Below are 12,913 nucleotides of genomic sequence, written 5' to 3' on the forward strand. Positions count from 1 at the left end.
GTGTCACTTCTTCAACGGCGAAGGAGAGTTAAGTGAGCCTGGAGACCGGTATCGCGGCGCGCCCAAATGGGACGCCACCGCCCGAAATTCCGCTTGCCGATGTCCATCTCGAGTCGCTGGACTTCTGGGTACACAACGACGACATCCGCGACGCCGCTTTCGCCGCGTTGCGCCGGGAAACTCCGATCTCGTTCTGGCCCGTGATTGAGATGGAGGGGTTTGAATCGGGCACCGGCTATTGGGCGCTGACCAAACTCGACGACGTCCACTTCGCCAGCCGTCATCCCGAGATCTTCAGCTCCGCCGGCGGCATCACGGTCAACGACCAGACAGCCGAGTTGGCCGAGTACTTCGGCTCGATGATCGTGACCGACGACCCACGACACCAGCGGCTGCGCTCGATCGTCAGCAGGGCCTTCACCCCGAAAGTGGTTGCCCGCATTGAGGCTTCGGTGCGAGAACGCGCGCACCGACTGGTCACCTCGCTGATCGCCAACCATCCCGACGGCCACGCCGACCTGGTCACCGAGCTCGCCGGGCCGCTGCCGCTGCAGGTGATCTGCGACATGATGGGAATTCCGGAAGAGGACCATCAGCGAATCTTCCACTGGACCAACGTGATTCTCGGTTTCGGCGATCCCGATCTGACCACCGACTTCGAAGAGTTCATGCATGTGTCGATGGACATCGGCACCTATGCCACCGCGCTGGCCGAAGACCGCCGATCCAACCACCACGACGATCTGACCACCAGCCTGGTCGAAGCCGAGGTCGACGGCGACCGGCTCACCTCCCAGGAGATCGCGTCGTTCTTCATCCTGCTGGTGGTGGCGGGCAACGAAACCACCCGCAACGCGATCAGCCACGGCGTGCTGGCGTTGTCCCGTTTTCCCGAGCAACGGCAGAAGTGGTGGGCCGACTTCGACGAGCTGACACCCACGGCAGTCGAGGAGATCGTGCGGTGGGCATCGCCGGTTATCTACATGCGCCGCACGCTGACCCGTGACTTCGAGTTGAGCGGCGTCAAGATGGCGGCCGGTGACAAGGTCGCGTTGTACTACAACTCGGCCAACCGCGATGAATCACGGTTCGACAACCCGTGGGCGTTCGATGTCGCGCGCAATCCCAACCCGCATCTGGGCTTCGGCGGCGGAGGCGCGCACTTCTGTTTAGGTGCCAACCTGGCTCGTCGCGAGATCCGGGTCGCCTTCGACGAATTGCGCCGTGAAATCCCGGACATCACCGTGACCGGTAAACCGGCGCGGCTGCTGTCGCAGTTCATTCACGGCATCAAGACCCTGCCGGTCTCCTGGACTCCGCCGAGCTCATAGGAACGAATTCTCGGCGCTGAGGCCAAGTTCGGGCATCGCACCGAACGCGAACGTCTCGGCGTTGCCCATCCCGACCCCGCCACCGACCGGATCCTCGACACGCACCAGCAGGTCGCGCAATTGGTGCACCTTACGGGCGATTTCGGGATGGTCGCAGTTCGGTGTGTGGTATCCCTCCACCTTCAGGTCCCCGACCCACTGCCCATAGACCCAGTCATTCCAGCCGTAGTAACCCGCGGTGCCGAGGTGAAACCCGGTCGGCCCGGCGGCGGTGATCGTCAAAGGCCGCTTGGTGCCATCGGTTTCGGTCAGCGTGATGGTTCCGTGAGTCAGCCGGCGGTTGGAATCCTCGAAGTGCAGCTCCTGGTCGACGGCGGTGAAGCGGACGGCGGTGCCGTCGCCGTTCTGCTGTTCGGCTTGGTAGCGGGTCGATTCGAATCCGTCGCCTTTCTCGTGTTGAAGGAACACGAACAGCGAGTAGGCCGATCCGTCGGGCCGGACCATCGTCATCGGGCACCAGGTCATGAACATCTGGTCGATGCGGCGACCGCCGCGGGGCAGCCCGGGGATGGGCTTGCCCACGCCGGGGCGCAGCCCCCACGAGTGGTCGCGGATCGAGATCCATTCGCCGGGATCGATTTCGGTGCGCTCGCCGTCAAGCTCGACCCAACCCGACGCGACGCCAATCTGGTGGTAGCGCAACACATTATGCGTGACCCGGTAGCCGTCAGGGCTGCGGTCGGGCCACGGGTCTTCCAATGTCGCGGGAAAGCTGCCCCGCATCTCGACGTCGAAGGCGATTGGGGCATGTTCGGTCTTGTCGAGCCTGATCCGAATCGATTTCAGTGGCTCGACCACGCTGTAGTGGATGGGCCCGACGTCGGTGCCCGATGGGTCCGACGACAGCCGTCGACCACCCCGCACGGTCCACTGTTCGGTCCCCCGGCACACGCCCGCCGCACCGTCGAAAACACCTCTGTTCGTGTACTTTCCGATGCCGAGCGCGACTTGCAGGGAGTTGTCGCGGGCGTGCGCGGTGCTCCAGATCTTCTCCGTCCAGGACGGATCCGATTGGCTCACCGTGGCGAAGGTGTCGACGATCTGATGCGTGAGGAGTTCGTCCTCGGGCACTAGGCCGCCGTAGTTGGTTGACAGCACAGGCATTCACCCTTTCCCGACGAAGGTCGTCATATCGGTGCCGCGGTCGTATTCGCGCATCCATGTTGCGGCCCAGGCGGGCAGCGGTTGGTCGGCCGGATCGTGGTGCGGCATCTGCGACAGCGCCAACCTCCACAGCATCCTGAGCAGGTCTGCGGAGGGCACGGCGTGAAATACCGGCGGCGAACCCGACCGTCTGCCCATCCGGTAGCGGAATTCACGACGCAGCGCCGAGGCCATCACGTCCTGCGCGCAGGCACCCCGCTCGGCGAACGGAATGTGTTCGTCGATGGCCTTGGCGACCGCCGCCGCGATCGTGCCGACATGCCGGAAGGTCTGGCGCACGTGTTTGACGCGATACCAGGGGTTCGGCATCAGATGCCGGTAGAGCTTCAGTCCCGAGCTGCGATGCTCGATCTCCTCCACGAAATGCCACATCATCAGCGACGCCACCCGGGTGTCGGCGCCGCCGAACAGCGAATCCCGGTGGTCCAGGATCACTTTGAACATCGGCGTGAAAGTGGCCTCCAGGTTGGCGATGTAGGCGGCGTGAAACTCGACCGGATGCGCGGCAATCAGGTCGTTGTAGGACGCCACGGTTTGGTCGTAGCACTGTTCGAGGCCCGGGTATTGCTCGATCAGCGCGATCATGTGCTTGCGGTGTGCGGCCGCGTGCTGGGCCTCTTGCCGCAGGAAGGCCTCGGCTTCCTGCGCCACGGCGGTGTCGGTGCTCAGCCGGTCCTGGGCCCGACGAAGCGCGGCGATGATGTATTTCTCGAACGGCACCGCGATGAACGTGAACGCGTTGCAAAAGATCGCGAACTCCGGGTTGGCCGGTTGCCACAGGAACGGCACCTTGGACGCCGAAGCGTCGAATTGGAATGCCATCTTGCGGACGACCAGGTCTGTCATCGGTGACTACCTCGTGTTGACGTTCAAAGTCCGGCTGTAACGATTGGCAGTGTGACATTTCGACCCCGAGATGTAAAGTGCTCGGTGTGGCTACCCGCATACCCCCCGCCGCCGAGCAGTCGACCCGGCGACGCATCCTGGCCGCCACTTTCGTGGTGCTCGCCCGTAGCGGGCGCAAGAAGTTGATGCTCTCTGACGTCGCCGCCGAGGCCAAGGTATCGCGGCCGACGCTGTACCGTTACTTCCCCTCCAAGGAGGCGTTGCTCGACGCGTTCGGCCTCTACGAGCAGGACAATTTCGATGCCGGGATTTCGTCGGCCATGGCGGGACTGCGCGGCCAGGAAAGACTAGACGCGGCTTTGCAATTCGTCGTCGACTTCCAGCGCACCTATTCACTGGGTTTCCTGGTCGACACCGAGCCCGAGCACGTGCTGTTCCAGATGAAGCGAGTGATACCGATCCTGCACGGGCGGATCGCGCGCCTCGTCGACGGCGACAACGCCGATCTAGCCGCAGCAACGGTGGTGCGAGTTACGGTGTGCCACTATCTCATTGGCGACGACGACCGCGAGCGTTTCCTCACCGAGCTGCGCTATGCGGCCGGAATCAGTCCGCGGCAGGCGTCGCGGCCCGCGACGGCGAGTTAGCGTCCAGCCAGCCGCAGATCCGTTCGGCGATCAGATCGGGCTTCTCCAGATGCAGGAAATGGCCTACACCGTCGATCATTTCGAATGACGATCCGGGTGCCGGTAGGTGTTCGCCCGCGTTGGCAACCACCTCTGCACCGAGCCCACCGTCATCGGTGCCATGCAGGTACAGGGTCGGTATCGGAGGCGGTATCAGTGTGGCTGCGGCCTCTGCTTCGGCGTCGGGGTCGGCGAACTCGGGGTTGAACATGGCGCGGTACGGGCCGATCACCCCGGCGATGTTCTCGGCGGTGACATATTCGCGCAGCCACGAAATATCTTGGTGAGCATCATATTCGGGTGACCAATCCGCCCACAGCGACTCCCAGAAGCCGGGCTCGATCAGCAGGTTTTCGGCCAGTCCGACCTGCTGGATGAGCCAGATGTAGAACGACCGCTTGAGCTGGGGGTAGCTGAACATGGAGTTGACCAGCGCGGCCGACGGCGGCACGGCCAGCGTCACTAAACGGCTGAAGGCACTCGGATCTGCGCCAACCAGTCCATACGCGGTGTGGGCGCCCCAATCGTGGCCGATCAACACCGCACGGGCGTCGGCCTTTAACGCCTTACGGACCGCGCGGATCTGCCGCACATAGGTGCCGACACTGACGGGTCCGGTCGCCGGCGCTTCGTAGCCGGGCAGCCACGGAGCCGCCACCCGGTAGCCGTGGTCGGCGAGCACCGGACCCAGATGCCGCCAGGTGTGCGGCGTATCCGGGAAACCGTGCACGGCGATGGCCAGCGGCCGGGCGGTGTCAGCGATATCCCCGAACGTCAGCGGCAAGTGTATGGCCATCGCGATCTCCTTTGGCTTGACATGCGACATCGTAGATGTAACCCGACATCTGTTTACATTTGATAGTCCATATGTAAATGTTTGTCCATGGCTGGACTGTCTCTGGGCCGACGCGACCTGGCCGCCACTCGTCTGCAACTCGGCCGGTGGTTCGAGCACAAGTTCGGCGACCCGGTCGACATCGGCGAAATGCGCCCGGCCAACCGCGCGGCGGGCTGGTCCAGCGAAAGCCTGCTGTTCAGTGTCGATGGCGCTCGGGAGTTCGTCGCACGAATCCCGCCGACCGGCGGTGGCATCTACGCCGAATACGATCTGGCCGGCCAGACCCGAACCCAGCAGCTGCTGCACAACTACGGGATCGCCACTCCCGCACCGATCCGCTACGAGGCCGACAGCTCGTGGCTCGGATCGAATTTTCTGGTGATGCCACGCATCGTCGGGCACACGCCGTCGGACACGTCGTACGCGGTGAAAGGCTGGCTGCACGGGGCCGGCGTCGACGTGCAGCGCCGGGTGCACGATTCGTTTCTCGACACACTTGTTGCGTTGCAACGGGTTCCGATCGAGGAGGCGCCTTGGCTCAAGCGCGCGCAAGGTGTGGGCAATGACGGTGAGCTCGGCTGGTGGCGCGACTACATCGAGTGGGCCACCGACAAGCAGGTGCCCGCCGTCATCACCGATGCGTTCGACTGGCTGTACCGCCACCAGCCTTCAGAGCAGCCGGACCTCGCGATCTGCTGGGGCGATGCCCGGCTGTCCAACGCCATCTTCGACGACACCGGCCAGATCGTCGGCGTCCTGGATTGGGAACAGGCGTGCCTGTGCCCCGCGGAGACCGACTTCGCCTGGTGGTTGGCCACGCGGCGGCAGACCATGGAGGTCAACGGCATCGACGCCGACCCCGAGCTGCCCGGCTTCGACAGCCAGGGACAGGTGGTCCGTCGCTTCGAGGAGTTGATCGGGCGTCCGCTGGTCGACTTGAGGTGGTACGAAATCTTCGCCATGGTGCGGATGGGCTGTTGCATCCTGCGGGTGCAGTGGTTGCTGCGCAGCATGGGCCAGGGCAACCACGGACTCACCCGCGCGCCGATCATGCCGGCCTGGGCCATCGAGGCAATTCGGTAGCGGCGCGTTCTGATATCGCATGCGATATCGGAATTACGCTGACCAGATGACAGCCCCCGCGTTTCCCGCTCCCGAGGTGCTGGCCGCGCGCCAGAAACTCGTGCTCGACCATTTTCACGACGAGGTCCGCCAGGACTGGGACGACGTGCTGGCGACGTTCCCGCACCCCCACTACGAGCTGATTCCGCAGATGATCATCCACGACGGAAACGAGGCGGTGCGTGGCTACTACAACTACACCCGCACCGCGTTTCCCGATCAGGACCACGAGATCATCGCGCTGCGGCACAGCGCCGACGCGGTGATCGTCGAGTTCTGGTTGATGGGCACGCATCGCGGCTTCCTCGGCAAAGTCCCGCCCACCGGCAGCCGGTTCCGGGTCCGCATGAACGCGTACTTCGTCTTCGACGACACCGAAACGCTTGTCTGCGAACGTATTTACTTCGACACGTTGACCATGATCAAACAGCTCCTCGGCGGGCTGGACATGAAGAAGCCGTCGAACTGGCTGCTGGCCGCGCGTTGTGTGCGGGGGCTGTTGTCGATGTCGTCGGAAAAGCCGGACCCGGCACTGACCTCTTCGGTGAATTCGCCTCTCCCGAACGTCGGAAATGCCTAAACTGCAACGCTAACCGGTGGAATCGAGGAGGCTGCGATGCGGCGCAGAAGCCCTCATGCGTTGTGCGGCCTGGCCGCCGTCACACTGCTCGCCGGGTGCGGCAGCGATCCAGCCAGAAACACCATCACCCCGCACGCGACGGCGAAGCCGTCCACCACGACGGCCGCCGAGCTTGGCTCGCACACCGAAAAGTGGATCAACCTGCAAGTCGGCGATTGCGTCGCCGACCTTCCGCCGGCGGACCTCAGCCGGGTGACGATCACGGTCGTCGATTGCGCCACAGCGCATTTGGCCGAGGTGTATCTGCGCGCGCCGATGGCCGTGGACACCGCCATCGTCAACGTCGCCAACCGGGACTGCTCCGCCGGGTTTGCCCCTTACACCGGCAAACCGCTGGGCAGCGGCGCGTTTTCGATCACGTATCTGATCGACTCGAACCAGGATCGCACCGGTGCCGACCCCACCCCCAGCACCCTGATCTGCCTGCTGCAATCCGGCAACGGTCAACCGCTGACCGGATCCGCGCACCGCTGACGCCTTAGCAGCCGAGCTGATCGGCGAGGTCGAAAAAGTCCGACGCGTTCACGTCGAACTCGTCGCAATAGGCGACATCGGCGTCGCCGCCCACCCCGAATTCCAACGGGCGCGCGATGAAGGCGGTACGAAAGCCGAGCGCGGCCGCCGCCCGAATGTCGTATTTGTGGCTTGCCACCATCATGATGTCGGCGGGATCCAGACCCAGGTAGGTCGCGGCCATGTGATAGACCGCCGGCTCAGGCTTGAACACACCGGCCATCTCCGCAGCAAAGATCGCATCCCACGGCAGCCCGGCTCGCTTGGAGATGTTGACGACCGCGGACACGTCGGCGTTGGACAGCGTGGCCAACGTGAACGAGCTTTTCAGCCGGGACAGCCCCGCCACCACGTCCGGCCACGGCCGCAGCCGTTGCCAGGCGAACGTCAGCTCTTCGCGCTCGGCGTCCGAAAAGCCGCCGATGGCGGACTCGTTTAGGACCGTCTCCAGAGCGGCCCGATACACCGAGTGCACCGAGACCCATCCGCTCTGGCGACTGCGCGCGGCCTGGAGCGCGTCGAAGTAACCTGCGCGCCAACGCCGCACCAGGTCCGGCCAATCGACCTCGGCGTGCCGCCCGGCGCTGATCCGCCGCGCCTCGTCACAGACGGTCGAATGGAAATCCGTCGCGGTGCCTTGCACGTCGAACAACAGCGCCTCAACCACAAGCTTCATCATGCAGCGGTTCGGTGAACACCCGTCGTGGCGGGCCAGACGGTTAGTTAAAATCAGCGATATAGAAATGCTTGTCCATACATCCCATGCGAGGTAGGTAGTGGCCGATAACACCATCACGCCCGCCGGCGAACGTCACGATGCCGGCGCGGAAGAATCCGAACCCGACTACCGGTTCACCATGGCCAACGAACGCACATTCCTGGCTTGGCAACGCACGGCGCTGGGATTGCTCGCCGCATCGGTCGCCCTGGTTCAACTCGTGCCCGAGCTCGCGATCCCCGGGGCACGCCGCCTGCTCGGTATTGGTCTGGCGGTGCTGGCGGTCCTGACCAGCGGGATGGGGCTGCTGCGCTGGGAACAGGCGGATCGCGCGATGCGCCGCGGCGACCCGTTGCCCCGTCATCCCTCGCCCGCCTATCTCGCGGTCGGCCTCAGCCTGGTCGGGCTGATCGCGCTCGGCTTGGTCGTCCTCAAGGCGGTCTCGGGTTGACCCAGGCGTCAGCGCACTATCCGGGAGGCGGGCTGCAGGCCGAACGCACGACACTGGCGTGGACCCGGACGTCGTTCGCGTTCCTGGTCAACGGAGCCCTGCTGACCGTCAAGGACTTGCACGGTGTCAAGGGCGCGGCGGCGCTGACCGCGGCGGGCCTGGCTCTGGCCGCGGCGTTGTCCAGCTACCTAATCGCCTTACAACGCCAACGAACACTGCAGCTGCGACCGCTTCCGGCGCGAATCACTCCGCGCCGTCAGGTCTATACCGTCGGGGTGGCCGCGTTGCTGCTCATCTTCATGACCGCGCTCTTAGTCGCATTACATGCTCGCCCGGCATAGTCGCACGCGATGAAGATCGCGATCAGCGGCGCCGGGATCGCCGGCCCAACCTTGGCGTATTGGCTGGGCCGCACCGGGCACCACGCCACCCTGATCGAGAAAGCCCGGGCATTGCGAACCGGAGGCTACGTCGTCGACTTCTGGGGCGCGGGTTATCGGATCGCCGAACGAATGGGCCTCGGCCCGCAGTTGCAGACAGCCGGATATGCCGTGCGCGAGGTGCGGCTGGTCGACCGGCGCGGCGACAAGGTGGGCGGCTTTCCCACGGACGGATTCCGGCGCATGGCCGCGGGGCGATTCACCAGCCTGGCTCGCGGCGATTTGGCGGCCATGATCTACGGCACTCTCGCCGACGACGTGGAGAGCCTCTTTGCGCAGAGCATCGCGACCATCGAGCAGGACGACACCGGGGTACGGGTCGGCTTCCACAGCGGTGCATCGCGCGAATTCGATCTTCTGATCGGCACTGGTGGTTTGCATTCGCCCGTGCGGAGTTTGGTGTTCGGTCCCGAGGCGGGCTTCGAGCGCGACCTCGGTTATCGCGTTGCCGCATTCGAGGCGCGTGGTTACCGCCCGCGCGATGAGCTGATCTATGTGTCCTATGGCATCCCGGGAGGCATGGTCAGCCGGTTCGCCATGCGCGATGACCGCACCATGTTTCTGTTCGTCTTCACCAGGGAGCAGATCGGTGGCGCCGACCCCCGGGGTACCGATGAGGTCAAGAGGCTGCTCGGTGCGGTGTTCGGCGGGACGGGTTGGGAATGCCCGCGCATCCTGCAGGCGATGGACGACTGCGAGGACATCTATTTCGATCGGGTGAGTCAGATCGCGATGAACGGTTGGTCCGACGGGCGGGTGATGCTGATCGGCGATGCGGCAGCCGCCGTGTCGCTGTTGGCCGGGGAGGGCACCGGGCTGGCCATGCTGCAGGCCTATGTGCTGGCCGGTGAATTGCACCGCGCCGGCGGCGATTACAAGACGGCTTTTCACGAATACCAGCGCCTACTGCGGCCGTTCATCACCGGCAAGCAGCGCTCGGCTCAGAGGTTCGCCGCGACGTTTGCCCCGCGGACACGGCGAGGACTATGGGCACGCGACAAGCTCACCAGCCTGCTATCGCTGCCGTTCGTCGGCGACTGGATCATTCATCGGCAGCTCCGCGACGACTTCGACCTGCCGGACTACGGAATATAGGCAGCGGTCGTCGCGAGAAGCACTGTCCCAGAACAAAATTCCGGCTCAGCGGCCGTTGGCGTTCAGAAACGCGACGATCCCCTGCGTGACGGCCGCGGCGTACTTCGCCCGTTCATCGGCGCTTTCCATCCGCGCGGCTTCGTCCGCGTTCCTCATGTTGCCGAGTTCGACGAGCACTGCCGGGTACAAAGCGAGGTTCAGACCGGCGAGGTCGTCGCGCCCGTAGAGGCCGTCGGACCCGACGTAGGTCGACGGGTGAAATCCCGCCTGGACCAGGGCATCGCGCATGGTGTGCGCCAGTTGTATCGCCGGGCCGGACTGGACAGTGTTGCGCGGCGGGCTGGAATTGACGTGAAATCCACTGCCGGACGGCGGACCACCGTCGGCGTGGATGCTCACGATCGCGTCCGGATGCATCGCATTGGCCTGGTCGGCACGCTGGTCGACGCAGGGTCCGACGGAGCTGTCGTTGTCGCGAGACAGCACGGTGTTCACGCCCATTTGCCGCAGCGATTCACTGATCAGGCCGACGACCGCCCAATTGAACGCATGCTCGGGATAGCCGTCGTTAGTCGCGGCGCCCGAAGTTTGGCACGGTTTGGTGCCGCCCCGGCCATTCGGGACTTGCCGATTTATCGAGGCGTCATTCACGGCGTTGTGGCCCGCGTCGAGGAACACCGATGATCCGGCAACTCCAGCCGACGCGACTGGGGCGTCGAGAGTGGCGACAGCGAAAAGCACCGGTGCGACACCGGCAAGTTTCAAGACTTCGCGTCTAGAAGCAGATTTCGGCCGGCCGCACCCTGGTGGCGCAGGCGGTTCGTTCACCGCGCGATGGTAGCAATCCCCCTGCTATTGTCAGCACCAAGCCGATTGATTTGTAAAGGCACGACATCGGGACCCGCCAGCAGACCTTCGGCTATCGACCGGGATATCAGGCCAAATAAGACGACTACAAATCTTGTGCGTGTCGCTTTTGTGGTCTTCGCCAACGGTGGTCAACTGGTCTTGGAACTCAGAGGTTTGGGATGGATACCAATGGGCACTTATTTCGGCATGATCGCCGGTCAAATCATTCGAGTCGCTAACCCCATGGCCGTAGTAGCCGTGGGCCTCGGCACCACTTTCCTTGTCTCCCCTACTCCGTCGGCGTCGGCCGAACCGTGCCCCGACGCTCAAGTGGTATTCGCGCGCGGTACCGGTGAGCCCGAAGGTGTCGGCCCCACCGGACAAGCCTTCGTCGATAACCTGCGCGGGCGCGAAGGCGGAAAGTCCGTCGACGTCTACGCGGTGAACTACCCCGCCAGCAATGAGTGGGAGACCGGCGTGGACGGTATTAGGGACGCCAGCAACCATGTCATATCGATGGCAGGCAGCTGTCCCAAGACCAAGATGGTGCTCGGCGGCTTCTCTCAGGGCGCGGCCGTGATGGGCTTCGTCACCTCCGCGCAAGTGCCCGACGGGGTCGATCCCGCAACGGTTCCCAAACCGCTGGCACCCGAGATCGCCGACCACGTGGCCGCGGTGGTGCTCTTCGGAACACCTAACGTGCGCGCGATGAACTTCCTGGGTCAGCCGCCGTTGGTCATCGGGCCAACCTATGCGGGCAAGACCATCAAGGTGTGCGCCAACGAGGACCCGGTGTGCTCGGACGGCATGAACTTCGCCGCCCACGACACCTACGCCGACGACGGCAGCATGATCGACAAGGGTGTCTCCTTTGCCGTCAGCCGTCTGGACGCGGCCCCCGGCGCACCGGCACCAGTGCCGCACGCACCGACCGGCGGCTTCGGCAACTGACCGGCTTTACATACTAAAAAGTATGTTACGGTGACCGCATGTCCGCGGTTGCTAGCCGCTCGCTGCACGGAATCACCGACGAATTCGTCGCGCGGTTAGCGCAGCGCGCCGACGAAGCTGAGCGATTGCGGCGGCTGCCCGCGGCGACGGTCAGCGAGTTCAAAGAGACGGACCTGTTCCGGCTGCTGCTCCCGGCCCGGTTCGGCGGAATCCAAGCATCGTTTCCCGAACTGCTGGAACCGATTCGGCGGATGGCACACGGCTGCACCTCGAGCGCATGGACGTTAGGGTTCTACGCACTGCACAACTGGATGCTGTCGCTGTTCGACCCGCAGCTTCAGGACGAAGTGTTCGCCTCGGGCCCGGTGTTGGCGCCCGCTCCGCTGGCCCCGACCGGCCGCGGTACTCCAGCCGATGGCGGCGTGCGCCTGACCGGTCGGTGGTCGTGGTCGACGGGCGCGATGGATGCCGATTGGGTAATCGTCGGCGCGCTGGTCGAGCGAGACGACAGCATCGTTCCGGCACTCGTGGTGGTGCCCGCCGACCAGGTCGAGGTCGACGACGTGTGGCACACCGCGGGCATGCGCGGAACCGGTTCTCACGACGTGATCGTCACGGACGTCTTTGTCCCCGAACACCGCATCGCCAGCGTGGCCGATATCTATGGCGGCACCGCGCCGGGAGCGCATGTGCACGGGGCGGCCACCTACCGATGGCCGCTGGTGCCGGCTCTCGCGCTGGTGGCGTCGATGCCGGTGCTCGGCGCCGCCGAACGGGTCACCGAGCTGTTCGCCGAGCGGCTCGGCGGCCGCGTCCTAGCGTATAGCGGTGTGGCGCAAAAGGATCAGCCCGCCGCACAGATCAGGCTCGGCGATGCGACGGTGCGGCTGCGCGCGTTGCGCGCGCTGGTCGCCGAGACCGCCGCAGGGATCGACGAGCTCGTTGTCAGCGGTGAACGTGTTCGGCGATCGGTACGCGCCAACGCCCGGCTGGCGGCGGCGTACACGGTGCACGAGTGCCGCGCGATCATCTCCAACCTGATGGAGTCCGCCGGCGCCAGCGCACACTTCCTGTCCAGCCCGTTGCAGCGCGCCAAGCGCGATGTCGATATTGCAGCGGGCCATGTCGTATTCGATTACGACGTGAGCCGAGAGCTGGCCGGGGCGTTGGCGATTGGAGCCAAGATCTCGCCGATCGCGATGGTGTGAT

The 12,913-nt window shown here is 64.7% G+C and carries 15 protein-coding genes; 10 read left to right on the forward strand and 5 right to left on the reverse strand.

Annotated elements, in window-relative coordinates; all coding sequences use genetic code 11:
* Positions 1 to 32 precede the first annotated feature (32 nt).
* Entirely contained in the window at positions 33 to 1,331 is a 1,299-nt protein-coding gene (locus tag DB708_RS08395) for a cytochrome P450 (RefSeq protein WP_108921484.1), read from the forward strand.
* On the opposite strand, the gene DB708_RS08400 is transcribed toward DB708_RS08395, so the two are convergent.
* Entirely contained in the window at positions 1,326 to 2,495 is a 1,170-nt protein-coding gene (locus DB708_RS08400; RefSeq protein WP_235616682.1) for a hypothetical protein, read from the reverse strand. The two genes, DB708_RS08395 and DB708_RS08400, sit on opposite strands and share 6 nt — an antisense overlap.
* On the reverse strand, positions 2,496 to 3,401 hold the full coding sequence (locus DB708_RS08405; protein WP_108921485.1) for a metal-dependent hydrolase: 906 nt from the start codon (positions 3,399 to 3,401) through the stop codon (positions 2,496 to 2,498).
* 86 nt (positions 3,402 to 3,487) lie between these two features.
* Between DB708_RS08405 and DB708_RS08410 the strand changes: the two genes are divergently transcribed.
* Positions 3,488 to 4,048 (forward strand): TetR/AcrR family transcriptional regulator, encoded by a 561-nt coding sequence (locus DB708_RS08410; RefSeq protein ID WP_108921625.1) that lies wholly within the window; start codon positions 3,488 to 3,490, stop codon positions 4,046 to 4,048.
* Here DB708_RS08410 and DB708_RS08415 read toward each other — a convergent pair.
* Positions 4,008 to 4,883 carry an alpha/beta fold hydrolase gene (locus DB708_RS08415; protein ID WP_235616683.1) on the reverse strand — a complete coding sequence of 292 codons (876 nt, stop codon included), beginning with the start codon at positions 4,881 to 4,883 and terminating at the stop codon, positions 4,008 to 4,010. The two genes, DB708_RS08410 and DB708_RS08415, sit on opposite strands and share 41 nt — an antisense overlap.
* A gap of 87 nt (positions 4,884 to 4,970) precedes the next feature.
* On the opposite strand from DB708_RS08415, the gene DB708_RS08420 reads away from it, so the two are divergent.
* From DB708_RS08420 to DB708_RS08430, 3 genes are read left to right on the forward strand one after another with little or no spacing between them, the layout of a single operon-like run.
* Positions 4,971 to 6,008 (forward strand): phosphotransferase family protein, encoded by a 1,038-nt coding sequence (locus DB708_RS08420; protein WP_108921486.1) that lies wholly within the window; start codon positions 4,971 to 4,973, stop codon positions 6,006 to 6,008.
* A 46-nt stretch (positions 6,009 to 6,054) separates the two neighbouring features.
* The gene (locus tag DB708_RS08425; protein WP_108921626.1) at positions 6,055 to 6,627 is read left to right on the forward strand and encodes an ester cyclase; all 573 of its coding nucleotides are present in this window, start codon (positions 6,055 to 6,057) and stop codon (positions 6,625 to 6,627) included.
* Positions 6,628 to 6,663: 36 nt separating this feature from the next.
* Complete coding sequence (locus DB708_RS08430) at positions 6,664 to 7,161, forward strand: hypothetical protein (RefSeq protein WP_201263460.1); 498 nt, start codon at positions 6,664 to 6,666, stop codon at positions 7,159 to 7,161.
* Positions 7,162 to 7,165: 4 nt separating this feature from the next.
* Here DB708_RS08430 and DB708_RS08435 read toward each other — a convergent pair whose 3' ends face one another.
* Positions 7,166 to 7,879: a haloacid dehalogenase type II gene (locus DB708_RS08435; protein ID WP_108921487.1), complete on the reverse strand. Its 714-nt coding sequence runs from the start codon at positions 7,877 to 7,879 to the stop codon at positions 7,166 to 7,168.
* A 178-nt stretch (positions 7,880 to 8,057) separates the two neighbouring features.
* Here DB708_RS08435 and DB708_RS08440 point away from each other — a divergent pair, with 178 nt between their 5' ends.
* From DB708_RS08440 to DB708_RS08450, 3 genes are read left to right on the forward strand one after another with little or no spacing between them, the layout of a single operon-like run.
* Complete coding sequence (locus DB708_RS08440; protein ID WP_108921628.1) at positions 8,058 to 8,369, forward strand: YidH family protein; 312 nt, start codon at positions 8,058 to 8,060, stop codon at positions 8,367 to 8,369.
* A complete protein-coding gene (locus DB708_RS08445) occupies positions 8,366 to 8,710 on the forward strand; it encodes a DUF202 domain-containing protein (RefSeq protein ID WP_108921488.1) in 345 nt (114 codons plus the stop codon). Before DB708_RS08440 ends, DB708_RS08445 begins: the two co-directional genes overlap by 4 nt.
* A gap of 9 nt (positions 8,711 to 8,719) precedes the next feature.
* Entirely contained in the window at positions 8,720 to 9,904 is a 1,185-nt protein-coding gene (locus tag DB708_RS08450) for an FAD-binding domain (RefSeq protein ID WP_108921489.1), read from the forward strand.
* A gap of 45 nt (positions 9,905 to 9,949) precedes the next feature.
* Here DB708_RS08450 and DB708_RS08455 read toward each other — a convergent pair whose 3' ends face one another.
* Positions 9,950 to 10,732, reverse strand: a complete 783-nt coding sequence (locus DB708_RS08455) for an Rv3717 family N-acetylmuramoyl-L-alanine amidase (protein WP_108921490.1) — start codon at positions 10,730 to 10,732, stop codon at positions 9,950 to 9,952.
* A gap of 228 nt (positions 10,733 to 10,960) precedes the next feature.
* Between DB708_RS08455 and DB708_RS08460 the strand changes: the two genes are divergently transcribed.
* On the forward strand, positions 10,961 to 11,704 hold the full coding sequence (locus tag DB708_RS08460) for a cutinase family protein (RefSeq protein WP_235616699.1): 744 nt from the start codon (positions 10,961 to 10,963) through the stop codon (positions 11,702 to 11,704).
* A gap of 38 nt (positions 11,705 to 11,742) precedes the next feature.
* Positions 11,743 to 12,912, forward strand: a complete 1,170-nt coding sequence (locus DB708_RS08465) for an acyl-CoA dehydrogenase family protein (protein WP_108921492.1) — start codon at positions 11,743 to 11,745, stop codon at positions 12,910 to 12,912.
* Position 12,913 lies beyond the last annotated feature (1 nt).

This window comes from Mycobacterium montefiorense (assembly GCF_003112775.1).
GTDB classification, from domain to species: Bacteria; Actinomycetota; Actinomycetes; order Mycobacteriales; family Mycobacteriaceae; genus Mycobacterium; species Mycobacterium montefiorense.